The organism is Oceaniglobus roseus (assembly GCF_002869745.1).
Lineage (GTDB): Bacteria > Pseudomonadota > Alphaproteobacteria > Rhodobacterales > Rhodobacteraceae > Oceaniglobus > Oceaniglobus roseus.
On record NZ_PNOS01000001.1, the window covers coordinates 262,671 to 285,336 of the forward strand.

The window sequence follows — 22,666 nt, forward strand, 5'->3', positions numbered from 1 at the left end:
CCGATTGAAAGGCCCGACCAGATGACGTTTCACCGCCCGCCCGTCCTTGCCCTGCTTTTGTGCCTCGCCGCAGCCCTGCCCGCGACGGCCCAGCAGGACGTCGCCGCCCCGCCGCCCACCGTCACCGTGGCCGAGGCGCAACAGGAGGACATCGCGCTGACGATCATCGCCTCGGGCGGGCTGATCGCCGTCGAGGACGTGATGGTCTATGCCCGCATCTCGGGGGCCGAGATCACCGACCTGCTCGCCGACGTAGGCGACACGGTGGAACAGGGCCAGCCGCTGGCGCAGCTCAACGCCGAGACCTACCAGGCCCAGAAGCGCCAGGCCGAGGCCAACCTCGCCATCGCCGAGGCCGCCATCGCCCAGGCCGAGGGCAACCTCAGGAGCGCCGAGGCCGCGTCGCGCCAGGCCGAACTCGCGCTTGACCGCACCAAGCAGTTGCGCGCGCGCGGCGATTCGGCCCAGGCGGTGCTGGACCAGGACACCGCGACCGCCGACAGCGCCGCCGCCGCGGTGGAGACCGCCCGCGCCGCCATCACCTCGGCCGAAGCGCAGAAGGCGCAGGCCGAAGCCGCGCTCCAGATCGCCGAGTTGAACCTCGCATGGACCACGGTGAAGGCGCCGGTGGACGGCGTCGTGGTGGCCCGCAACGCCAACCTCGGCGACCTGTCCTCGGGCGCCGCGCCGATGTTCCAGCTGATCCAGGACGGCGAGATCGAGGTTTCGGCCGACGTGATCGAGACCGATCTCGTTCACCTGTCGGAAGGCGATCCGGCCAGCGTCTCCATCGCCGGCCTCGGCACCCGCCCCGGCACGGTGCGCCGCGTGTCGCCGCTGGTCGATGCCGCCACGCGCCTCGGCAACATCCGCGTCAGCCTGCCCGACCAGTCGAACCTGCGCGTGGGCCTCTTTGCCCAGGCCGACATCACCGCCGACCGCCGCAACGCCGTGACCGTCCCGGTCAGCGCGATCCTGACCGGCGACGACGGGGAATATGTCCAGAAGGTCGTGAACGGCACGGTCGAGCGGCAGCAGGTCACCGTCGGCCTCGTCGCAGACGGGCGGCGCGAGATCCTGACCGGCCTCGAACCCGGCGACACCGTCCTGGTGCGCGCCGGCGCCTTCTTCCAGACCGGCGACACCGTCACCCCTGAACCGGTGCAGCCCGAGGCGACAGAGGAGGCGTCGCGATGAACATGTCCACTTGGGCGATCCGCAGCCCCGTCCCGTCCATCGCCGCCTTCCTCGTGCTCTGCGTCGTCGGCCTCTATTCCTTCTTCTCCCTCCCCGTCACCCGCTTCCCCAACATCGACGTCCCCATCGTCACCGTCTCCGTCGCCCAGGCCGGGGCCGCCCCGTCCGAGCTTGTCACCCAGGTCACGAAACCGATCGAGGACAGCATCTCGTCGATCACCGGGGTCAAGCACATCACCTCCAACGTCACCGACAGCTCTTCCGTGACCACCGTCGAGTTCGAGCTCGAGACCGACAGCGACCGGGCGCTGAACGACGTGAAGGACGCCGTCGCCAAGGTCCGCAGCGACCTGCCGGATTCGATCACCGAGCCGCAGATCCAGCGGCTCGACGTGACGGGCGAGGCGATCATGACCTATGCCGTCTCCGACCCCACCCGCAGCATCGAGGACCTGTCATGGTTCGTCGACGAGGTGCTGAAGCGCGAGCTTCAGGGGGTCAGCGGCCTTGGCACCATCACCCGCCTCGGCGGCGCCGACCGCGAGATCAAGGTCGAACTCGACCCGCAGCGGCTGATGGCGCTCGGCATCTCCGCCGCCTCCATCTCGCGCCAGCTCTCGGCCACCAACATCGACCTCGGCGGCGGGCGGGGCGACATCGGCGGCACCGAGTTCTCGATCCGCGCGCTTGGCGGCGCCACCACGCTCGACCAGCTGCGCAGCACGCCGCTGGCCGTGGGCGACGGGCGCACCGTGCGGCTGTCTGACGTCGGGCTGGTGGTGGACGGCCCGGCCGAGACCCGCAGCTTCGCCGCCCTGAACGGCCAGCCCGTCGTCGCCTTCGGCGTCTTCCGCGCCACCGGGGCCAGCGACCTATCGGTGGCCGAGGCGGTGCAGGACCGCCTTGCCGACGTCACCGCCGAATATCCCGACGTGCAGGTGACGCTGATCGAGAACACCACGGATTACACCGAGGGCAACTATCACAGCGCCATGGACACGCTTTACGAAGGCGCGGCGCTCGCGATCCTCGTCGTCCTGCTGTTCCTGCGGAACTGGCGCGCCACCCTCATCACCGCCGTCGCCCTGCCGCTGTCGATCATCCCGACCTTCATGGTGATGAACCTGCTCGGCTTCTCGCTGAACACGGTCTCGCTGCTTGGCATCACCCTCGTCACCGGCATCCTCGTGGACGACGCCATCGTCGAGATCGAGAACATCGTCCGCCACATCAACATGGGCAAGCCCGCCTACGAGGCGACCGAGGAAGCGGCGTCCGAGATCGGCCTGACCGTCATCGCCATCTCCTTCACCATCGTCGCCGTCTTCGCGCCCGTTTCCTTCATGTCCGGCATCGCGGGGCAGTATTTCCGCCAGTTCGGCCTGACCGTCGCCGTCGCGGTGCTGTTCTCGCTTCTCGTCGCCCGCCTGATCACGCCGATGATGGCCGCCTACCTGCTGAAGGACGCCCCCCACGCCGAGGAGAAGGACGGCTTCATCATGCGCGGCTACATGCGCATCCTCGGCTGGACGCTCAGGAACCGCACGATCACCATGCTGATCGGTCTCCTGGTCTTCGCGGGCTCGATCTATTCCGCCACGCTCCTGCCGACGACCTTCATCCCGAACGCCGACGAAGGCCGCGCGCAGATCACGGTCGAGCTGCCGCCGGGCGCCACGATCGAGGAGACCCGCGCCCTGACCGACGAGATCTCGCGCCGCGCGCACAAGGTGGCCGAGGTGCAGAACGTCTTTGTCCAGGGCGGCACCGACAGCGTCAACACCGCCCGCGTGACCGTCACGCTGGGCGACAAGGACAGCCGCGAGCGCACCCAGTTCCAGATCGAGGACGACCTGAAGCGCGAGATGGCGGGCATCCCCGACGCGCGCATCAACTTCCTGGCCGGGAACGGCCAGCGCGACGTGACCATCGTTGTGCTGGGCGAGGACCCCGAGCAGGTGGCCGAAGCCGCCGACCGGCTCGACCGGCAGATGCGCGACCTGCCCGCGCTGCGCAACGTCTCCAACGCCGCCTCGCTGGAACGGCCCGAGGTGCGCATCACCCCGAAGCCGCAGATCGCCGCAGATCTCGGGGTCACCGCCAGCGACCTGGCGACGACGATCCGGATCCTCACCATCGGCGACACCGACGCCAACCTCGCCAAGTTCAACATCGACGGCCGCCGCATCCCCATCGTCGTACGGGTGGCGGAAGAGCAGAGGAACAACCTCGAACAGCTCCAGGGCCAGCGGATCAACACCGCCACGGGCCTGTCGGTGCCGATCACCACCGTCGCCGACATCTCGCTGTCGAACGGCCCGTCGTCGATCCAGCGATACGACCGCCAGACCCAGGTGAAGCTCGAGGCCGACCTGGCGCCGGGCGCCGTCCTCGGGCCGGCGCTGGAGCAGATCAACACCTCGCCCGCCGTGACGGACCTGCCGCCGGGCGTGTCGATCAAGCCCTCCGGCGATGCCGAGGTGATGGGCGAGGTCTTCGCCAGCTTCGGCGCGGCCATGGGCGCGGGCATCCTCATGGTCTACGTGGTGCTGGTGCTGCTCTTCGGCAGCTTCATCACGCCCTTCACCATCCTGATGTCCCTGCCGCTCTCCATCGGCGGGGCGATCCTGGCGCTCTACGTCACCGGCAACGCCATCGGCCTGTCGGTCGTCATCGGCTTCCTGATGCTGATGGGGATCGTCACGAAGAACGCGATCATGCTGGTCGAGTTCTCGATCGAGGCGATGAAGGAGGGCAAGACCCAGTTCGAGGCGATGAAGGACGCGGGCCACAAGCGGGCGCGGCCCATCGTGATGACGACCATCGCCATGGCCGCCGGCATGATGCCCTCGGCCCTCGCCATCGGGGCGGGGGGCGAGTTCCGCGCGCCCATGGCCGTGGCGGTAATCGGCGGCCTGCTGCTGTCGACGCTGCTGACGCTGATCTTCATTCCCTCGCTCTTCACCGTCATCAACGGGCTCAGCGACCGGGGCGGGCGGCTGATGCGGCGGGGTCTCAGGCTGAACCGGCCTGCGGACGCCGCGGCCGAATAGCGCCAGCCGCGGGCGGCCCGCCTTCACGCTCTGCCTCCGATTGCGGCGTTTGCCTGCACCCCCGGCGTTTTCCGCCGCATCGGTACGGGATTGTCGGACAACACCATTGACAGGGCCGCGAGGTCTGAACCAATCTGCGAATGGTTCAGAACGGAGCAGCCGCACGCATGACCCAGCCCCCGCGGACGACGCCGGAGACGGCCCCTGCCGACAGCCCGGTCCTTCGCCTCGGCGCGCTCGAGGTCGGCTTTCGCGGCCAGCCGGTGAACGTGCTCGACGGGGTCGACCTCGAGGTGTCGGCGGGCGAGATCCTGTGTGTCGTCGGCGAATCGGGCTGCGGCAAGAGCGTGTCGGCCATGGCGCTGATGGGTCTGCTGCCCCCGGCGCACACGCGGATTTCCTCAGGTAATCTGACATTTGACGGCGAACAGTTCGACCTTACCCGGCAGACCCTGCCGCCCCGGTTGCGCGGCGGTCGGATGGCGATGATCTTCCAGGAGCCGATGAGTTCGCTGAACCCCGCCTTCCGCATCGGCGACCAGATCGCCGAGTCGGTGTTGCAGCACCAGGGCGGGACCCACGCCTCGGCCATGGCCCGGGCGCTGGAGATGCTGCGCCGCGTGGGCATCCCGGCGCCGGACCGGCGGCTGAAGGAGTACCCGCACCAATTGTCCGGTGGTATGCGCCAGCGGGTGATGATCGCCATGGCGCTGGCCAACGATCCGCAACTCCTGATCGCGGACGAGCCGACGACGGCCCTCGACGTCACCATCCAGGCCCAGATCCTCGACCTGATCCGCGAGCTGCGCGACAGCCTCGGCATGGCCTGCCTGATGATCACCCACGATCTCGGCGTCGTCGCCGAGATCGCCGACACCGTCGCCGTCATGTACGGCGGGCAGGTCGTGGAGAGGGGGCCCGCCGCCGCGGTCTTCGAGAACCCGCAGCACCCCTACACCATCGGGCTGATCTCCGCCGTCCCGCGCCTGGACGCGCCGGGCGGCCGCCTGGCGACCGTCCCGGGCTCGGTGCCGCCCATCGCGGCGATGCCGACGGGCTGCCGCTTCCGCAACCGCTGCCCCTTCGCGGCCGACATCTGCGCCGGGAAGCCGCCCCTCGCGGTGCAGGACGGCGGCCATGCGGTCGCCTGCCACTTCGCGCCGCTGGAGCAGAACCTGGAGGTGGTGGCATGACCGGAACCATCCTCAAGGCCACGAACCTCACCAGGCACTTCGGCGGCGGCGGCTTCCTGTCGGAAACGGCCCCGGTGCGCGCCGTCGACGGCGTCTCGCTCGACATCCGCAGGGGCGAGACCTTCGCGATCGTCGGCGAATCCGGCTGCGGCAAGTCCACGCTCGCCCGGCTGCTGATGCGGCTCCTGGCCCCGACCTCCGGCACGGTGGAGTTCGACGGGGCCGAGGTCACGACCCTCGAAGGCAACCGCCTGCGCGACCTGCGCCGCGACATGCAGTTCATCTTCCAGGATCCGTTCTCCTCGCTCAATCCGCGGCTGACGGTCGGCCGCCTCGTCGGCGAACCGCTCGAAGTGCACCGCCCCGACCTCTCCGCCCGGCAGCGGCGCGAGAAGGTGGCCGAGCTGCTGACCCAGGTCGGGCTCCTGCCCGACCACATGTCCCGCTTCCCGCACGAGTTCTCGGGCGGACAGCGACAGCGCATCGGCATCGCCCGCGCCCTCGCCTCGGGTCCGAAGCTCATCATCGGCGACGAACCGGTGAGCGCGCTGGACGTCTCGGTGCAGGCGCAGATCATCAACCTTCTCGGCGACCTCGGACGCGACCTGGGCCTGACCCTCGTCATCATCGCCCACGACCTCGCCGTGATCCGCCACATGAGCGACCGCGTCGCCGTCATGTACCTTGGCAAGATCGTCGAGACCGGCCCCGCCGCCGAGGTGTTCGACAGCCCGCGCCATCCCTACACGCAGGCGCTGCTTGCCTCGATCCCCTCGCCGGAGACCCGCAGCGAAGGCCGCAAGGCCCGCGTGCAGGGCGAGATGCCAAGCCCCACGGCGCCCCCGCCCGGCTGCCGCTTCCACACCCGCTGCCCCCACGCGCAGGAGGATTGCCGGACCGTGGAGCCCAAGCTGGAAGACCCCGGGACCGGCGCCCATCCCGTCGCCTGCCACCACTGGCAGGGCATCGCCGCCGCCACCGGCGCGCAGGCGGTGCCGAAACCGCGCAACGAAACGGCCGAGGCGCGCTTCGCCCTCTACCGCGCCGCCACGGAGGGCGCGCGGCTTGAAAAGACCAAGAAGACCGAAACGACCTGACAGAGAGGAAACCAGATGCCACATCTCAAGACTGCCCTCCTCGGCACCCTGCTCGGGGCCACCGCCATGGGCCTTGCCGCGGGCGCGGTAGAGGCCAAGGACCTGCGCATCGCGCTGCAATCCGACGCCGACGTGCTGGACCCCGACCAGTCCCGCACCTTCGTGGGCCGGATCGTCTATACCTCGCTCTGCGACAAGCTGGTGGACATCACCCCCGACCTCGAGATCATCCCGCAGCTCGCGACCGAGTGGACGACGGCCGAGGACGGCAAGTCGATCACCATGAAGCTGCGCGAGGGCGTGACCTTCCACGACGGCACCCCCTTCAACGCCGAGGCCGTGGCGGCCAACATCGACCGCTCGCAGAACCTTGAGGAATCGCGCCGGAAGTCCGAGCTGGCCTCGGTCACCGGGACGGAGGTGCTGGGCGAGTACGAGATCAAGCTGAACCTCTCGGCCCCCGACGCGACCCTGATGGCGCAGCTGGCCGACCGGGCCGGCATGATGATCTCTCCCACCGCCGCCGAGGCCGCGGGCGCCGATTTCGGCAACAACCCCGTCTGCTCGGGTCCGTTCAAGTTCTCCGAGCGGGTGGCCCAGGACAAGATCGTGCTGACGAAGTTCGACGACTACTGGAACGCCGACGAATACCACTTCGACAGCGTCACCTTCCTGCCGATCCCCGACACCACGGTGCGTCTCGCCAACCTCCAGTCCGGCGACATCGACATGCTCGAGCGTCTGGCGGCGACCGACCTCGCGCAGGCCGAGGCGGATCCGAACCTGACCGTGGAAAGCGCCGTCTCGCTCGGCTACCAGGGCGTGACCTTCAACGTCGACAACGGCGCCAAGGGCGACAACCCCTGGGGCAACGACAAGCGCCTGCGCCAGGCCTTCAGCGCCGCCATCGACCGCGAGGCGATCAACCAGGTGGTGTTCGAGGGCTCGGCCGCGCCCGGCAACCAGCCGTTCCCGCCGAACTCGCCCTGGTACGACCAGGACTATCCCGTGCCCGCCCGCGACGTCGAGAAGGCGAAGGCGCTGCTGGCCGAGGCGGGCTTCGCCGACGGCATCGACCTGGAGGTGCAGGTGCCCAACACCAACGTGCCGCTCCAGCTGATGCAGGTGATCCAGGCGATGACGGCCGAGGCGGGGATAAACATCTCGCTCGTCTCCAAGGAATTCGCCACGCTGCTGTCGGACCAGACCGCGGGCGACTATACCGCCAGCCAGATCGGCTGGTCGGGGCGCGTCGATCCCGACGGCAACATCCACCAGTTCGTGACCACGGACGGCGGCATCAACGACAGCCACTTCTCGAACCCCGAGGTCGACGCCGCGCTGAACGAGGCGCGGACGCTGGCCGACACCGCGGCGCGGAAAGAGAAGTACAACGCGGCGATGGACGTGCTGATGGACGAGATGCCCATCGTCTATGTCTATCACGAGAAGTGGATCTGGGCGCTGAACTCGAAGCTGAAGGGCTTCACCCCCTATCCCGACGGCATGATCCGCCTCGAAGGCGTCACCTGGGAAGAGTGACGCCGACCGGGCCGCGCCGTCTTCGGCGCGGCCCCCCCCTTCTCTGCCCCCCGCGTCCCCGCAGGAGCCTGACATGCTGCGCTATATCCTCCGCCGCGCGCTGATCGCGATCCCGACGATCCTGCTGATCTCGGTCTTCGTCTTCTCGCTGCAGAAGCTTCTTCCGGGCGATCCGGTGCTGGCCATGGCGGGGGAGGAACGCGATGCCGCGACGCTGGAGTTCCTGCGCGAGAAGTACCACCTGAACGACCCGATCCCGGTGCAGTATTTCAACTGGATCGGCAACGCCGTGCAGGGCGACCTCGGCATGTCGCTCCGGACCCGCCAGCCGGTGACCGAGCTGATGGCCGAGAAGCTGCCGGTCACGATCCAGCTTGCCGTCATGGCGATGATCTTCGCGCTGCTGATCGGGATACCGGCGGGGATACTGTCGGCCGTGAAGAAGGGAACCGTCACCGATTACGTCGCCAACGTGGTGGCGCTGTCCGGCCTGTCGATCCCGAACTTCTGGCTGGGGATCATGCTGATCCTGCTGGTCTCGGTGAAGTGGCAGTGGCTGCCCGCCTCGGGCTATGTCCCGCTGTCCGAGGATTTCGCGCAATCGGTGAAGACCATGCTGATGCCGGCCTTCGTGCTGGGAACCGCGCTGGCCGCGACACTCATGCGGCATACCCGTTCCGCGATGCTGGGCGTGCTCAGCGCCGACTACGTCCGCACCGCCCGCGCCAAGGGACTGGCGGAGCGCCGCGTGGTGCTGAAGCACGCCTTCCGCAACGCGCTGACCCCCATCGTCACCCTGACGGCGCTCCTGTTCGGAGAACTCGTGGCGGGCGCCGTGCTGACCGAGCAGATCTTCACCATCCCCGGCTTCGGCAAGCTGGTGGTCGACGCCGTGTTCAACCGCGACTACGCCGTGGTGCAGGGGATCGTGCTGGTCACCGCGATCGGATTCATCGCCATGAACCTCCTGGCCGACGTGCTCTACGTCGTGCTGAACCCGCGGCTGAGGGGGCAGTGACATGACCGACGCCGCCACGCCTTCGACCATCACCGGGGCCACCGACCCCGTCCTGTCCCGCCGCCCCGAAAGCCGCGCGTGGAAGAAGTTCCGCACCCACCGCAGCGCCGTCCTCGGCGGCATCCTGGTGCTGTTCTTCGTCGCCATCGCCGTCGCCGCCCCCTGGCTGCCGATCCCCGATCCGGCCGCCACCGACTGGGGCGCGGTCCGCAAGGCGCCCTCGGCCGCGCACTGGCTGGGGACGGACGAGATCGGGCGCGACGTGCTGGCGCGGATGGTCTGGGGCGCGCAGGCCTCGCTTCTGGCCGGGGTGGTGTCGGTGGCGATCGCCGTGATCCTCGGCGTGCCCCTCGGGATCGTCGCGGGCTATTTCGGCGGCTGGACCGACGCCGTGATCTCGCGCTGCACCGAGGCGCTGCTGGCGGCGCCGTTCCTGATCCTCGCCATCGCGCTTGCCGCCTTCCTCGGGCCCTCGCTGACCAACGCGATGATCGCCATCGGCATCTCGGCCACCCCCGTCTTCATCCGCCTGACCCGCGGGCAGGTGCTGAGCATCAAGGCCGAGGACTATGTCGAATCCGCCCGGGCCATCGGCCTGCCGACGCCGAAGATCCTGTCGCGCTACATCTTCCCGAACGTGCTGCCACCGATCCTGGTGCAGGCCACGCTGACCATCGCCACCGCGATCATCGCCGAGGCGTCGCTGTCCTTCCTCGGCCTCGGCCAGCAGCCGCCCGCGCCAAGCTGGGGGTCGATGCTGAACACGGCGAAGAATTTCCTGAACCAGGCGCCGTGGATGGCGCTCTGGCCCGGCATCTCGATCTTCCTCGTGGTGCTGGGGTTCAACCTTCTGGGCGACGGGCTGCGCGATGCGCTCGATCCCCGCGAAAACTGATTGCAGAACGGTACAATACGGAGCTTCCATGTCTGATTTCACCACCCGCCCCGAAATCCGCGGTACCTTCGGCGTCGCCGCCTCGACCCACTGGATCGCCTCGGCGGTGGGCTTCGGAGTGCTGGAGAAGGGCGGCAACGCCTTCGACGCGGCGGTGGCGACGGCGCTGACGCTGCAGGTGGTCGAACCGCACCTGAACGGACCCGCAGGCGACATGCCCGCGATCTTCCACTCGGCGAAGACCGGCAAGACCGAGGTGCTGTGCGCGCAGGGGGTGGCCCCCGCCGCCGCGACGGTCGAGCACTACACCGGGCAGGGCCTGACCCTGATCCCCGGCTCGGGTCTGCTGGCGACGGTGGTGCCGGGGGCCTTCGACGGCTGGATGCTGATGCTGCGCGACCACGGTACGATCACCCTGCGCGAGGCGCTGGCCCCCGCCATCGGCTATGCCCGCGACGGCCACCCGGTGCTGCCCCGCGTCGCCAACACCATCGCCGGGCTGAAGGACTATTTCGAAACCGAATGGCCCACCTCCGCCGCCGTCTGGACCCCGAACGGCGAGGCCCCCGCGCCGAACAGCCTGTTCAGGAACCCCGACTTGGCCCGCACCTACGAGCGGCTGGTCGAGGCGGGCGAGGCCGCGGGCGGCAGCCGGGAACAGCAGATCGACGCCGCGCGGAAGGAATGGCGCGAGGGCTTCGTGGCCGAGGCGATCTTCGACTACCTGAAGGACGCCGAGGTGATGGACGTCTCCGAAGCCAAGCACCGCGCCGTTCTGGCACCCGAGGACATGGCGAACTGGCAGGCGACCTACGAGCCGCCGCTCAGCTACGATTACCACGGATGGACCGTCCACAAGACCGCGCCGTGGTCGCAGGGACCCGTCCTGCTGCAGGCGCTGGCGATCCTGAAACATACCGATATCGCGAACATGGACCCCATGGGCGCCGATTTCGTCCATACCGTGATCGAGGCCATGAAGCTCGCCTATGCCGACCGCGAAGCCTATTACGGCGACCCGGCGCACAGCGAGGTGCCGATGGAGCACCTGCTCTCCGATGCCTACAACGCCGAGCGGGCGAAGCTGATCGGCGACAAAGCCTCGCTGGAGCAGCGCCCGGGCCGTGTTCCGGGCTTCGAGAAACAGGCCGACGCCTATATCGAGCGGGCGCAGCGCGATTTCGACGTCGGCCACGTCGCGGCGCAGGAGCCGACGATGTCGCACCTGACCGAGAAGCGCGGCGACACCGTGCATCTCGACATCATCGACCGCTGGGGCAACATGGTGGCCTCGACCCCCTCGGGCGGCTGGCTGCAAAGCTCGCCCGTGATCCCCGGCCTCGGCTTCCCGCTTAACTCCCGCGCGCAGATGTTCTGGCTGGAGCACGGTCTGCCCACCTCGCTTGCTCCCGGCCGCCGTCCCCGCACGACGCTGACGCCGAGCCTGGCCGAGAAGGACGGCGCGCAGCTCGTCTTCGGCACGCCCGGGGGCGACCAGCAGGACCAGTGGCAGCTGGTCTGGTTCCTGCGCTTCGTCCACTCGGACATGAACATGCAGCAATGCATGGACGCACCGCTGTTCCACTCGATGCACTTCCAGGGTTCGTTCTTCCCGCGCGAGGTGAAGCCCGGCGAGATGATGCTCGAGCCGAACTTCGGCGAGGCGGTGATCGAGGAGCTTCGGGCCCGCGGCCACAAGGTGACGGTGGCCGAGCCCTGGACCGTGGGCCGCCTGACCGCCGCCCTGCGCGAGGCCGACGGAACGCTCCGCGCCGCGGCGACCCCGCGGCTGATGCAGGCCTACGCGGTCGGGCGATGACGCTGTCCCTGCTCGTCCGTGACGGCGGGACCGGCGCGATCGGCGTGATCGTCGTCAGCCGCTCCTTCGCCTGCGGCGCGTTGGTGCCGCATGTCGGGGCGCGCGTGGCGGTGGCGAGCCAGGGGCTGTGGAACCCGGTCTGGGGAACCGAGGGGCGCCGGCGGATGTCGGAGGGGGAAACCGCCCGCGACCTGATCGCCGAGTTCTCCGCGCGGGATGCGGGCCACGCCCGGCGACAGGTGCACATGATGGACGGGAAGGGCCGGTTTGCCGCGCATACCGGGGCCGGCTGCCTGCCCTGGGCGGGACACCTGATCGCATCCGATCATTCGGTCGCGGGCGCGGTCCTTTCCGGTCCTGCCGTGCTGGAAGCGGTCTCGGACGCCTATTCCACCTCGCGGCACCTGCCGCTGGCCGAGCGGCTGATCTGGGCGATGCGGGCGGGCGAGGCCGCGGGCGGCTGCGATCTCAGGGGGCGGCAGTCGGCGGGTCTCGTGATCCACCGTCGCCAGGACCACCCCTGGGTGGACCTGCGGGTGGACGATCACGCGCAACCGCTCGACGAGTTGGACCGGCTCTGGGACGTGGCGCAGGAACGCTACCTGGCCTGCACGCTGGCCATGGGCACGCGCGACAACTTCTCGGGCCTGACCGACCGTGCTCCGATCGAGGACGCCATCCTGCGCACGACCGCCGAGCGGCGCGCGGCGGGGCGCCTCAGCCGGTCCTGGGCAGTGGACGGGGAGGCGTGATGCCGTGAGCCAGTTGCGCGTCCGCCCCCAGGTCTCGGTCGACGAGGTGCGCCGCCGCCTGATGGACCTCATCCGGGGCGGCGGGCTCAGCCCCGAGGGGCGGCTGCCGGCCGAGCGCGACCTGTCCGAGCGGCTGGGAGTGGGGCGGCGGTCGGTCCGGCTGGCGCTCGACCAGCTGGAAACCGAGGGGCTGGTCTGGCGCCGCCAGGGCAAGGGCACCTTCGCCGGGCTGCCCGCCGATCCCACGGGGGATCTCGCCGCGCGCATCGCGGGCGAGACGGACGCGCTCCAGGTGATGGAGGCGCGGCTTTGTATCGAGCCCGAGCTGGCCGCGCTCAGCGCGCAGAGGATGCTGCCCGCCGAGGTCGACCGCCTGCGCCACCTCGCCGAACGGCAGGTCGAGGCGGCCGATGCCCAGGCGACCGAGCTTTGGGACGGCGCGCTGCACCGGCTGATCGCCCAGTGCGCCCGGAACCGCCCGCTGCTGACCGCCTTCGCCCTGCTCGACCGGATCCGCGGCAATCCTGGCTGGGTGCAGATGCGCGCGCGGGCCCGCGATCCCGCCTCGCTCGTCGTCACCCATTCGGAACACATGGCCATCGTCGAGGCCATCGCCGCACGGCAACCGGACCTGGCCCGGATCGCCATGCGCGACCACCTCGGCACCCGGTTCAGCGCGCTCAGGAGCGGCCTTGGCGCCGAGCCGGGGGCGGACGCCTGACCGCGTGCGGGCAGAGCGAAAAAGGAGGGCAAATACAGACGTTCGCATTACCACAAACGGCTTGTCATTTGACGGGCGAAAGTTACCATGCCGGGTCTGGACCGCCTTCATTCCAATGGCATCGGCATTCAAAAGATGCGGCTGGCGGTCCACAACGGGAGGAGATTAGATGACCACTACACCGAAGCTGAACCGCCGGTCGTTCCTGGCGAAGTCGGCCCTTGGCGGGGGTGCTGCCGCCGCCGGCGCGCTGGCCGCGCCCGCGGTCCTCGCGCAGTCGCCGAAGGTCCTGAAGATGCAGACCTCGTGGGGCGCCGCGAACATCTGGCAGGAGTTCGCCCAGGACTATGCCGACCGGGTCGAGCAGATGTCGAACGGCCGCCTGAAGATCGACGTGCTGCCCGCCGGTGCGGTCGTCTCGGCCTTCCAGGTGATGGACGCGGTGAACGACGGCGTGCTCGACGCCGCCCACTCGGTCTGCGCCTACTGGTACGGCAAGAGCAAGTCGGCCTCCCTGTTCGGCACCGGCCCCGTGTTCGGCGCCTCCTCGCAGGCGATGCTCGGCTGGTTCTACGAAGGCGGCGGCCAGGAGCTGTACCGCGAGCTGACGCAGGACCAGCTGGGGCTCGACGTGGTCGGCTTCCTCGGCTTCCCGATGTTCGCCCAGCCGTTCGGCTGGTTCAAGGAGCCGATCCAGGGCGTCGCCCAGATCGAGGGGCTGAAGTACCGCACCGTCGGCCTGGCCGCCGACCTCCTGCAGTCCATGGGCATGTCCGTCGCCCAGCTTCCGGGCGGCGAGATCGTGCCGGCCATGGAGCGTGGCGTGATCGACGCGTTCGAGTTCAACAACCCGTCCTCCGACAAGGACTTCGGCGCGCAGGACGTGGCCAAGAACTACTACCTGTCCTCCTACCACCAGGCGGCCGAACAGTTCGAGTTCCTGTTCAACCGCTTCACCTACGAGGATCTGGATCCCGACCTGCAGGCGATCCTCAAGTACGGGGTCGAGGCCGCGTCGACGGCGAACACCTCCAAGGCGATGAAGCGCTATTCGGCGGACCTGAAGTGGCTGCAGGAGGATGCGGGCGTCACCGTGTACCGCACCCCGAAGGACATCCTCGACGCGCAGATCAAGGCCTGGTCGACGATCATGCCGGACCTCGAGAGCGATCCGATGTTCAAGAAGATCACCGACAGCCAGCGCGCCTGGGCCGAGGACGTGGCCTTCTACGAACTGATGAACGCACCCGACTACGGCCTTGCCTACGAGCACTTCTTCCCGGGCAAGCTGAAGCTCTGATCCGAAAGACAAGCCCGACAATGTCCCGCGCGCAGCCCGCGCGGGGCATCTGCCGTGCAGCGAAGGGGTTGCAATGATTTCCTACATCCGGTTCGCCGACAACCTGTCGGCGTGGTTCGGCAAGGCCTTCGCCTGGCTGATCGTCCTGATGGCCGTCGGCACCGGCTATGAGGTGTTCGTGCGCTACGTGCTGAACAGCCCGACGGCTTGGTCGCTCGACGTCTCGTTCATCATGTACGGCACGCTGTTCATGATGGGCGGCGCCTATACCCTGTCCAGGGGCGGCCATGTCCGGGGCGACTTCCTCTACCGCCTGTGGCAGCCGAGGACGCAGGCGAAGGTCGACCTCGTCCTCTACATCCTGTTCTTCTTTCCCGGCGTGCTGGCCCTGGTGCTGGCCGGCTGGAAATACGCCGCCCGCTCCTGGAGCTACACCGAGGTCTCGGTGAACAGCCCGGCGGGCATCCCGATCTACCAGTTCAAGACCGTCATCGTCGCCGCGGGCCTGCTGCTGCTGGTCCAGGGGGTCGCGCAGGTGATGCGCTGCATCCTCGCGATCCGCACCAACGAGTGGCTGGACGCCCACGAGGACGTGTTCGAAACCGAAGACCTGCTGATGCGCGAAGCCAACAAAGCCGAAAAGGGCCACAATCCATGACCGATCCTCAGATCGCACTGATGATGCTGGGGCTGTTCATCGTCTTCGTGTTCCTCGGCTTCCCCATCGCCTTCACCCTGATGGCCATGGGAATCGGTTTCGGCTACTACGCCTATTTCGACGAACGCCGCATGTGGGCCGACTTCAACCGCCTCGACGACGTGGCGACATGGTGGGACCAGACCAGCACCTGGGTGTTCGGCTTCTTCAACAACCGGATCTTCGACCTGTTCGTGAACCAGACCTTCACGGTGATGAGCAACGAGGTGCTGACCGCCGTGCCGCTGTTCCTGTTCATGGGCTACATCGTGGAACGCGCGAACATCGTCGACCGGCTGTTCACCACCCTGAACATCGCCTCGAAGAACGTGCCCGGCTCCATGGGAGTCGCCGCGCTGATCACCTGCGCGCTGTTCGCCACCGCCACCGGCATCGTCGGCGCCGTGGTCACGCTGATGGGCCTCCTGGCGCTGCCCGCGATGATGAAGGCGCGCTACGATCCCTCCTTCGCCAGCGGCATCATCTGCGCGGGCGGAACGCTCGGCATCCTGATCCCGCCGTCGATCATGCTGATCGTCTACGCCGCCGCCTCCAACGTCTCGATCGTCCAGCTCTATGCCGCGGCGCTGTTCCCGGGGCTGACACTGGTGGGCCTCTACCTCGTCTACATCGTCGGCCGCTCGATCCTGCAGCCCTCGGTCGCGCCGCGCCCGACGGACGAGGAGGTGCCGGACATGCCCGCGGGGAAGCTGACGCTGCTGATCGTCACGTCCTTCCTGCCGCTGGCCTTCCTGATCCTCGCCGTGCTCGGCTCGATCCTGTTCGGCCTCGCCACCCCGTCAGAGGCGGCGTCGATCGGCGCGCTCGGCGGCATCTTCCTGGCCTTCGTCTATCGCGCGATGACCTGGCAGCGGATGCGCGAGAGCGTGTACCTCACGGTGCGCACCACGGCGATGGTCTGCTGGCTGTTCGTCGGCTCCTACACGTTCTCGGCCGTGTTCTCCTATCTCGGGGGCGAGCAGATCATCGGCCATTTCGTGCAGAGCCTGAACCTGTCGCCGGTGATGTTCCTGATCCTCGCCCAGCTGATCATCTTCCTGCTCGGCTGGCCGCTGGAATGGTCCGAGATCATCATCATCTTCGTGCCGATCTTCCTGCCGCTGCTCGATCACTTCGGGATCGACCCGCTGTTCTTCGGCATCCTCGTGGCGCTGAACCTCCAGACCAGCTTCCTGACCCCGCCGATGGCGATGTCGGCCTACTACCTCAAGGGGATCGCCCCGCCGGAAATCCGGCTGACCCAGATCTTCGCCGGGGTCATGCCGTTCCTGTTCTGCGTGATCGTGTCGATGGTGCTGATGTACGTCTTCCCGAGCATCGTCTACTATCTCCCGGACCTGTTCTATGGCCGGTGAACCCGTGGCGACCGGCGCGGTGGAGCTGCGCGAGAGGCTTGCCGCCGGGACGCTCGACGCCCTGGCGCTGGCCGAGGCCTGCATCGCCCGGATCGAGGCGCGCGAGCCCGAGATCGGCGCCTGGGCCTGGTTCGACGCCGACTTCGTGCGAAGCCAGGCCCGTGCGCTCGACGCGCAACGAAAGGCGGGGCGTCCGCTCGGGCGGCTCCACGGCCTGCCGGTCGCGGTGAAGGACATCATCGACACCCGCCGCATCCCGACCGAGAACGGCTGCCTCGTCGATGAAGGCCGCGTGCCCGCGCAGGACGCCTTCGTGGTCGAGCGCCTGAGGGCCGAGGGTGCGATCCTCATGGGCAAGACGGTGACGACCGAACTCGCCTTCGCCCATCCCGGCAAGACGCGCAATCCGCACAATCCGGGCCACACGCCCGGCGGCTCCTCCTCCGGCTCGGCGGCCGCGGTGGCCGACGGGATGGTGCCGCTGGCCATCGGCACGCAGACCGCGGGTTCGGTTATCCGGCCCGCGTCCTTCTGCGGCATCACGGGCTTCAAGCCGACCTTCGGGGCGATTCCGCGGCGCGGCGTGCTGAACCAGTCGCCCTCGCTCGACACCGTCGGCGTCTTCGCGGCCGATCCGACGGGCGCCGCGCTTCTGGCCGAGGTGCTGTTCGGCCACGACGCCGCCGATCCCGCGACCCGGCCCGAGCCGACACCGCCGCTGCTGAAGGTCGCCGCCTCCGAACCGCCGCGGCCGCCGGTCTTCGCCTTCGTCCGCCCGCCGGGCTGGGACGTGGCCCACCCCGACCTGCACGACGGTTTCCGCGAGCTCTTCGACGCCCTCGGCGAACAGGTGTTCGCCGCCCCGCTGCCAAGCGCCTTCGACGCCGCCGCCGACCAGCGCCTGAGGGTGAACGAGGCCGAGATGGCCTACAATTTCTACCCCTACTGGCGGGACGGGAAGGACCGGCTGGGCGAGCCGACGGTGAAGGCGATCGAGTCCGGCAATGCCGTGCCCGCCCGCGACTACCTTTCGGCCAAGGATTACCCGAAGGTGCTGAACGCCGCGCTGGACGAGATATTCCGCCGCTGCGACGCCATCCTCTGCCCCGCCGCCCCCGGCCCCGCGCCCGAGGGGCTGGGCAGCACCGGCAACGCGATCTTCAACGGTCTCTGGACCTACTGCGGCACGCCCTGCGTGACGGTCCCGCTGCTGACGTCACAGGACGGCCTGCCCATGGGCGTGCAGATCGTCGCCGCCCGCGGCAACGACGCCCGGCTGCTGCGCTGCGCCAACTGGCTCGTCAACTGGGCCGACCGACAGTCCCAGGAAGGATAGGACATGAACCGCCTGCTCGCGCTCTTCGCCTTCGTCATCATCGCGATCTTCCTCGGCATCCTCGCCTTCAAGGTGCCCAGTCCCGACCTCGTCGCCGTGATCCTGCTGACGCTCGGCCTCGTCGCCTACGATTTCGCGACCTCCAGCGGCAACAACCGCGACTGATCCGCACCAGATCGGACAGATTTTCCGGCCGGCTCACAAACCGTTTCGTCCGCCCGTCCACCGCGCGTAGATTCGCCGGAAAAAGACGAGAGGCGGAGGCGGCGATGCGGTGGATATTCCGGGCGGTCCTGGGGCTGTTCGTGCTGGTGCTGGTGGCGGGGGTCGGCCTGCTGCTGCTGCCGGCCGAGCGGATCGCGAAGATCGCCACCGAACGGTTCGAGGCGGCGACGGGCCGCGCCATGGTACTGGAAGGCGACGTGCGCCCGACGCTCTGGCCCGTGCTCGGCGTGCAGACCGGCCGGGTCGAGATCGCCAACGCCCCCTGGTCCGCCGAGGGACCGATGCTGAAGGCCGCGGCGCTGTCGGTCGGGGTCGACGCGCTGTCGCTCGTCCGCGGCAACATCCGGATCACCCAGATCACCGCCGACGAGGCCCATGTGCTGCTGGAAACCGACAAGGACGGCACCGGCAACTGGGTCTTCGCCACGGCCCCCGAGGGGACCGAGGCCCCCGGCGATGCCGCCGAAGGCTCAGGGAGCGGCCTGCCGGCCCTGACGCTCGACAAGGCGACGCTGCGGGGCGGCAGCCTGCGCTTCATCGACCATCGCACCGGCGCGGATCACCGCCTTGCCGAGCTGGACCTCGACCTTGCCATCCCCTCGATGACCGGCGAGACGGTGTTCGACCTGAAGGCCGTCAGCCGCGGTCAGCCGCTCCGCCTCAGCGGCCGGATCCAGGGCCTCGCCGGCTTCCTGCAGAACGGCGCCGTGCCCGTCGTCGCCAACCTCGCCCTCGGCCCTGCCACCGCCGCCTTCGACGGGCGCGCCGGGCTGGTGCCGGTCGCCGCGGCCGGGCGCGTGACCGCGGACCTCAAGGACCTGGCGGCGCCGATGGCGCTGCTCGGCCTGCCGAAGCCCGGCCTGCCGCGGGGCCTCGGGGCGGAGACGGTCGCGCTCTCGGGCGACGTGACCTTCACCGACGCGACGCTGAACCTGCGCAACGCCGCGCTGACGCTGGACAACAACAGCCTGACGGCGGCCGCCGACCTGTCGCTGAAGGGCGAGAAGCCGGTGCTGAACGCGAAGTTCACCGCCGCCGCGCTGGACCTGTCGGGCGTGACCAACGCGACGCCCGCCGAAGGCAGCGGCGCGACCGCCACCGCAGCGGCAGGCGGCTGGCCCACCGACCCGATCGACGTCAGCGGCCTGCACGCGCTCGACGCGACCGTGGCGCTGGTGGCCGACAGCGTCCGGATTGGCACGACCCAGCTGGGCCGGACCGACCTGCTGACTACGCTCGAGAACGGCCGCGCCGTGACCCAGATCCTGGACCTGCGCGCCTATGACGGGCGGGTGGACGGCTCGGTCGTCGTCAACGCGCGGGGCGGGCTTTCCGCGCGGGCCGACCTCAGCGGCTCGGCCCTCGCCATCTCCTCGCTCATGGCGGAGCTGCTGGATTACGACCGGGTGATCGCCAGCGGCGACCTTGCGATCAACCTTCTGGGTGTCGGCAACGACCTGAACGCGATCATGCATTCGCTGGAAGGCAGCGGCCGCTTCGCCACCTCGGCGGGCGAGTTGCGCGGGCTGGACCTGGCGGGGATGCTCCGGACGATGGACCTCAACTACATGGGCGAGGGGGCGAAGACGATCTTCGACAAGATCTCGGGCAGCTTCACCGTGCAGAAGGGCGTGCTGTCCACCGACGACCTGACGCTGCTTGCGCCCCTGCTCTCGGCGCGGGGGGCAGGAACCGTCGGGCTGGGGGAACAGACGCTTGACCTCAGGATCGCCGCGCGGCTGCTGGGCGACCAGGGGATCGAGGTGCCGGTGCTGGTCTCGGGGCCCTGGGCGGCGCCGAAGGTGCGGCTGGACCTCGAAGGCATCGCGAAGCAGCAGCTGAAGGAGCAGGGTCCGGCGCTGGAGAAGGCGGCCAAGGCCAGGGCGAAGGAGAAGATCGCCAGCGAACTGGGCGTCGAGATCGGCGAGAACGAGCGGATCGAAGACGCGCTGCGCGGCGCGGTCGAAGAGAAGGCGAAGAAGGGGCTGCTGAAGCTGCTCGGCGGGAACTGACGCCGCGCCTCAGCGCGTCGGAACCGGCGTCTCGCCGCGGTAGTCGTAGAAGCCGCGGTCGGTCTTGCGGCCCAGCCACCCGGCCTCGACATATTTCGTCAACAGCGGGCAGGGGCGGTACTTGGTGTCGGCCAGCCCGTCGTGCAGCACGTTCATGATGGCGAGGCAGGTGTCGAGCCCGATGAAATCCGCCAGCTCCAGCGGCCCCATCGGATGGTTCGTGCCAAGCTTCATCGCCATGTCGATGGACGAGACGTTCCCAACCCCCTCGTAGAGCGTGTAGACCGCCTCGTTGATCATCGGCATCAGGATGCGGTTGACGATGAAGGCCGGGAAATCCTCGGCCGTGGCGGCGGTCTTGCCCAGCCGGTCGACCACGGCGAGGCAGGCGTCGAACGTCTCCTTGTCGGTCGCGATGCCGCGGATCAGCTCGACCAGCTGCATCACCGGCACCGGGTTCATGAAGTGGAAGCCCATGAACTTCTCGGGCCGGTCGGTGCGCGAGGCGAGCCGGGTGATCGAGATCGACGAGGTGTTCGAGGTCAGGATCGTCGTCGGCTTCAGGTGTGGCACCAGGTCCTCGAAGATCGCGGTCTTGACCGTCTCCCGCTCGGTCGCCGCCTCGATCACCAGGTCGGTCTGCCCCAGCTCGGCCAGCTTCAGCGTGGACGAGATGCGGCCCATGGCGCGGTCCTTGTCGGCCTCGCTGATCTTGCCGCGGCCCACCTGCCGGGTCAGGTTGCCGTCGATGATCGAACGGGCGCGGTCCAGGCTGTCCTGGCTGATGTCGGTCATCAGGACGTCGTACCCGGCCAGCGCGAAGACATGGGCGATGCCGTTGCCCATCTGCCCCGCACCCACGATGCCGACCCGCTGGATGTCCATGCCGCTGTCCCCTTCCTTGCGTTCCGCCAGACCTTATGCAGCGCCGCGGCGCGGGCGCAAGGCGCAATTCCCGCGGGCAAAACCGCGAAAATTCGCACGTTAGCGGAATGCACACCACCGCCTGTCACTCTCCCGCGCGGGTGAGACGAAATTTCGGGTGAGTCATGGCTTATGAGAATATGCCGGGGCCGGCGGTGGACTATGCGCCGTGCCGGTACGGAACGTCGCGTCTGGTCTTCCGCGGACCGCAACAACGGCTGGCCGGCCGCTATATCGCGGTCCTCGGCGGGTCCGAGACCTATGGCCGCTACCTGGCCGACCCCTATCCGGCCTTGCTCCAGGATGCGACGGGGGTGCGCACGGTGAACTTCGGCTGCGTCAATGCCGGGGTCGATGCCTTCGTCGGCGACGAGACGGTGATCGACGCCTGCCGCGGGGCCGAGGCGGTGATCCTCCAGATCGGCGGGGCGGCGAACCTGTCGAATCGATTCTATGGCGTCCATCCCCGCCGCAACGACCGGGTGACGACGATCTCGCCGGTGATGAAGGCGGTGTTCCCCGAGGTGGATTTCACCGATTTCCACTTCACGCGCCACATGCTGGGCGTGCTGGAAGAGACGTCCGCCAGCCGCTTCGCCCTCCTGCGGGACGAGTTGCGGCGGGTCTGGCTGTCGCGCATGAACCTGCTGATGTCCCGCATTGGTCGGCCGGTGACGCTGCTGTGGATGGCGGGACGGCGACCCGAGGATCCGGCAGAGACGCTCGCCGACGGGGATCCGCCCTATGTGGGCCGCGCCCAGATCGACGCCCTGCGCGGGCGGATCGCGGACGAGGTCCGGCATGTCTTTTGCGAGAAGGCCGGGGTCGGCTCGCCCGACGGCAAGCTCTTCAACCCCGAGGAGGAACCGGCGGCCCTGACGGTCGCCGGTCCCGCGGCCCACGAAGCCGTGGCCGAGGCGCTGGTGGGGGCGCTCGGACGCCAGCACCGCAAGGCGGGCTGAGCGCCGGGCGCCCCGCGTCCCGCTCAGTTCGCCTCGAACACGCCGCAGGCGATCCGGTCGCCCGCGTTGCCTGCGGGCTGGGATTCGTAATCGTCGGCGCCGGAATGGACGATGAAGGCGCTGCCGTCGTCGTCCATCACGCTCTCCATGTCGAGGCCGGTCTTGAAGTAGTCGACCGTCAGCGTGCCGTCGTCGCCCACCGTCGCGTTGGGCAGGTCGCCGGGGTGCGGGCCGTTCCCGGAGCGCACGCCGTGCTCCTTGTCGCCCGCAAGGTGGCCGCCTGCCGACTTGAAGTCGTCCGAGCTGCAGTCGCCGGTCTCGTGGATGTGGACGCCGTGGGATCCGGCGGGCACGCCCGCCAGGTCGATCGACACCAGGACCTCGCCCGAGGCGGTGTCGTACAGGGTGACGGTGCCGGAGATGCCGTCGGGGCCGCTGACGTTCGCGGTCGTGCCGCCGGTCATCTGCTGCTGGGCGACGGCGGGCATCGCGGCGAGGAGGGCCGCGGCGAGAACGGGTCTGAACATGGGGATCTCCTTGTGTTGCC

Annotated in this window: 19 protein-coding genes; 17 read left to right on the forward strand and 2 right to left on the reverse strand. The window is 68.9% G+C overall.

Translation table 11 applies throughout. The features are described from left to right. The first annotated feature begins 21 nt into the window (after positions 1 to 21). From A7B20_RS01270 to A7B20_RS01340, 16 genes are all read left to right on the forward strand, one after another. Positions 22 to 1,197 (forward strand): efflux RND transporter periplasmic adaptor subunit, encoded by a 1,176-nt coding sequence (locus A7B20_RS01270; RefSeq protein WP_102106724.1) that lies wholly within the window; start codon positions 22 to 24, stop codon positions 1,195 to 1,197. Further along, complete coding sequence (locus A7B20_RS01275) at positions 1,194 to 4,250, forward strand: efflux RND transporter permease subunit (protein WP_102106725.1); 3,057 nt, start codon at positions 1,194 to 1,196, stop codon at positions 4,248 to 4,250. The genes A7B20_RS01270 and A7B20_RS01275 overlap by 4 nt, the downstream gene beginning before the upstream one ends. Positions 4,251 to 4,417: 167 nt before the next feature. Next, positions 4,418 to 5,443 (forward strand): ABC transporter ATP-binding protein, encoded by a 1,026-nt coding sequence (locus A7B20_RS01280; RefSeq protein ID WP_102106726.1) that lies wholly within the window; start codon positions 4,418 to 4,420, stop codon positions 5,441 to 5,443. Beyond that, positions 5,440 to 6,540: an ABC transporter ATP-binding protein gene (locus A7B20_RS01285; RefSeq protein WP_102106727.1), complete on the forward strand. Its 1,101-nt coding sequence runs from the start codon at positions 5,440 to 5,442 to the stop codon at positions 6,538 to 6,540. Before A7B20_RS01280 ends, A7B20_RS01285 begins: the two co-directional genes overlap by 4 nt. Before the next feature lie 15 nt (positions 6,541 to 6,555). Next, complete coding sequence (locus A7B20_RS01290) at positions 6,556 to 8,082, forward strand: ABC transporter substrate-binding protein (protein WP_102106728.1); 1,527 nt, start codon at positions 6,556 to 6,558, stop codon at positions 8,080 to 8,082. A gap of 73 nt (positions 8,083 to 8,155) precedes the next feature. Beyond that, positions 8,156 to 9,100 carry an ABC transporter permease gene (locus A7B20_RS01295; RefSeq protein WP_102106729.1) on the forward strand — a complete coding sequence of 315 codons (945 nt, stop codon included), beginning with the start codon at positions 8,156 to 8,158 and terminating at the stop codon, positions 9,098 to 9,100. Between the two features lies 1 nt (position 9,101). Then, on the forward strand, positions 9,102 to 9,995 hold the full coding sequence (locus A7B20_RS01300) for an ABC transporter permease (RefSeq protein WP_102106730.1): 894 nt from the start codon (positions 9,102 to 9,104) through the stop codon (positions 9,993 to 9,995). A 28-nt stretch (positions 9,996 to 10,023) separates the two neighbouring features. Continuing rightward, on the forward strand, positions 10,024 to 11,814 hold the full coding sequence (locus A7B20_RS01305; protein ID WP_102106731.1) for a gamma-glutamyltransferase family protein: 1,791 nt from the start codon (positions 10,024 to 10,026) through the stop codon (positions 11,812 to 11,814). Beyond that, a complete protein-coding gene (locus A7B20_RS01310) occupies positions 11,811 to 12,566 on the forward strand; it encodes a DUF1028 domain-containing protein (RefSeq protein WP_102106732.1) in 756 nt (251 codons plus the stop codon). Before A7B20_RS01305 ends, A7B20_RS01310 begins: the two co-directional genes overlap by 4 nt. Before the next feature lie 4 nt (positions 12,567 to 12,570). Continuing rightward, positions 12,571 to 13,287 carry a FadR/GntR family transcriptional regulator gene (locus tag A7B20_RS01315; protein WP_102106733.1) on the forward strand — a complete coding sequence of 239 codons (717 nt, stop codon included), beginning with the start codon at positions 12,571 to 12,573 and terminating at the stop codon, positions 13,285 to 13,287. A 169-nt stretch (positions 13,288 to 13,456) separates the two neighbouring features. Then, entirely contained in the window at positions 13,457 to 14,587 is a 1,131-nt protein-coding gene (locus tag A7B20_RS01320; RefSeq protein ID WP_102106734.1) for a TRAP transporter substrate-binding protein, read from the forward strand. 73 nt (positions 14,588 to 14,660) lie between these two features. After that, on the forward strand, positions 14,661 to 15,245 hold the full coding sequence (locus A7B20_RS01325; protein ID WP_102106735.1) for a TRAP transporter small permease subunit: 585 nt from the start codon (positions 14,661 to 14,663) through the stop codon (positions 15,243 to 15,245). Continuing rightward, positions 15,242 to 16,660 carry a TRAP transporter large permease gene (locus A7B20_RS01330; protein ID WP_102106736.1) on the forward strand — a complete coding sequence of 473 codons (1,419 nt, stop codon included), beginning with the start codon at positions 15,242 to 15,244 and terminating at the stop codon, positions 16,658 to 16,660. Before A7B20_RS01325 ends, A7B20_RS01330 begins: the two co-directional genes overlap by 4 nt. Beyond that, on the forward strand, positions 16,650 to 17,996 hold the full coding sequence (locus A7B20_RS01335) for an amidase (protein ID WP_102106737.1): 1,347 nt from the start codon (positions 16,650 to 16,652) through the stop codon (positions 17,994 to 17,996). Before A7B20_RS01330 ends, A7B20_RS01335 begins: the two co-directional genes overlap by 11 nt. Positions 17,997 to 17,999: 3 nt before the next feature. Then, positions 18,000 to 18,161 carry a hypothetical protein gene (locus tag A7B20_RS21400; RefSeq protein WP_172960943.1) on the forward strand — a complete coding sequence of 54 codons (162 nt, stop codon included), beginning with the start codon at positions 18,000 to 18,002 and terminating at the stop codon, positions 18,159 to 18,161. A 104-nt stretch (positions 18,162 to 18,265) separates the two neighbouring features. After that, positions 18,266 to 20,233 (forward strand): AsmA family protein, encoded by a 1,968-nt coding sequence (locus tag A7B20_RS01340; RefSeq protein WP_102106738.1) that lies wholly within the window; start codon positions 18,266 to 18,268, stop codon positions 20,231 to 20,233. 9 nt (positions 20,234 to 20,242) lie between these two features. Here A7B20_RS01340 and A7B20_RS01345 read toward each other — a convergent pair whose 3' ends face one another. Next, positions 20,243 to 21,118: a 3-hydroxybutyryl-CoA dehydrogenase gene (locus A7B20_RS01345; RefSeq protein ID WP_102106739.1), complete on the reverse strand. Its 876-nt coding sequence runs from the start codon at positions 21,116 to 21,118 to the stop codon at positions 20,243 to 20,245. A gap of 164 nt (positions 21,119 to 21,282) precedes the next feature. On the opposite strand from A7B20_RS01345, the gene A7B20_RS01350 reads away from it, so the two are divergent. Further along, the gene (locus A7B20_RS01350) at positions 21,283 to 22,119 is read left to right on the forward strand and encodes a DUF6473 family protein (protein WP_102106740.1); all 837 of its coding nucleotides are present in this window, start codon (positions 21,283 to 21,285) and stop codon (positions 22,117 to 22,119) included. A gap of 23 nt (positions 22,120 to 22,142) precedes the next feature. Here A7B20_RS01350 and A7B20_RS01355 read toward each other — a convergent pair whose 3' ends face one another. After that, positions 22,143 to 22,646, reverse strand: a complete 504-nt coding sequence (locus A7B20_RS01355) for a superoxide dismutase family protein (protein WP_172960944.1) — start codon at positions 22,644 to 22,646, stop codon at positions 22,143 to 22,145. Positions 22,647 to 22,666 lie beyond the last annotated feature (20 nt).

Coding starts and splice junctions, on each gene's coding strand:
- A7B20_RS01270 (WP_102106724.1), top strand. CDS start 22: ATGACGTTTCACCGCCCGCCCGTCCTTGCCCTGCTTTTGTGCCTCGCC.
- A7B20_RS01275 (WP_102106725.1), top strand. CDS start 1,194: ATGAACATGTCCACTTGGGCGATCCGCAGCCCCGTCCCGTCCATCGCC.
- A7B20_RS01280 (WP_102106726.1), top strand. CDS start 4,418: ATGACCCAGCCCCCGCGGACGACGCCGGAGACGGCCCCTGCCGACAGC.
- A7B20_RS01285 (WP_102106727.1), top strand. CDS start 5,440: ATGACCGGAACCATCCTCAAGGCCACGAACCTCACCAGGCACTTCGGC.
- A7B20_RS01290 (WP_102106728.1), top strand. CDS start 6,556: ATGCCACATCTCAAGACTGCCCTCCTCGGCACCCTGCTCGGGGCCACC.
- A7B20_RS01295 (WP_102106729.1), top strand. CDS start 8,156: ATGCTGCGCTATATCCTCCGCCGCGCGCTGATCGCGATCCCGACGATC.
- A7B20_RS01300 (WP_102106730.1), top strand. CDS start 9,102: ATGACCGACGCCGCCACGCCTTCGACCATCACCGGGGCCACCGACCCC.
- A7B20_RS01305 (WP_102106731.1), top strand. CDS start 10,024: ATGTCTGATTTCACCACCCGCCCCGAAATCCGCGGTACCTTCGGCGTC.
- A7B20_RS01310 (WP_102106732.1), top strand. CDS start 11,811: ATGACGCTGTCCCTGCTCGTCCGTGACGGCGGGACCGGCGCGATCGGC.
- A7B20_RS01320 (WP_102106734.1), top strand. CDS start 13,457: ATGACCACTACACCGAAGCTGAACCGCCGGTCGTTCCTGGCGAAGTCG.
- A7B20_RS01325 (WP_102106735.1), top strand. CDS start 14,661: ATGATTTCCTACATCCGGTTCGCCGACAACCTGTCGGCGTGGTTCGGC.
- A7B20_RS01330 (WP_102106736.1), top strand. CDS start 15,242: ATGACCGATCCTCAGATCGCACTGATGATGCTGGGGCTGTTCATCGTC.
- A7B20_RS01335 (WP_102106737.1), top strand. CDS start 16,650: ATGGCCGGTGAACCCGTGGCGACCGGCGCGGTGGAGCTGCGCGAGAGG.
- A7B20_RS21400 (WP_172960943.1), top strand. CDS start 18,000: ATGAACCGCCTGCTCGCGCTCTTCGCCTTCGTCATCATCGCGATCTTC.
- A7B20_RS01340 (WP_102106738.1), top strand. CDS start 18,266: ATGCGGTGGATATTCCGGGCGGTCCTGGGGCTGTTCGTGCTGGTGCTG.
- A7B20_RS01345 (WP_102106739.1), bottom strand. CDS start 21,118: ATGGACATCCAGCGGGTCGGCATCGTGGGTGCGGGGCAGATGGGCAAC.
- A7B20_RS01350 (WP_102106740.1), top strand. CDS start 21,283: ATGGCTTATGAGAATATGCCGGGGCCGGCGGTGGACTATGCGCCGTGC.
- A7B20_RS01355 (WP_172960944.1), bottom strand. CDS start 22,646: ATGTTCAGACCCGTTCTCGCCGCGGCCCTCCTCGCCGCGATGCCCGCC.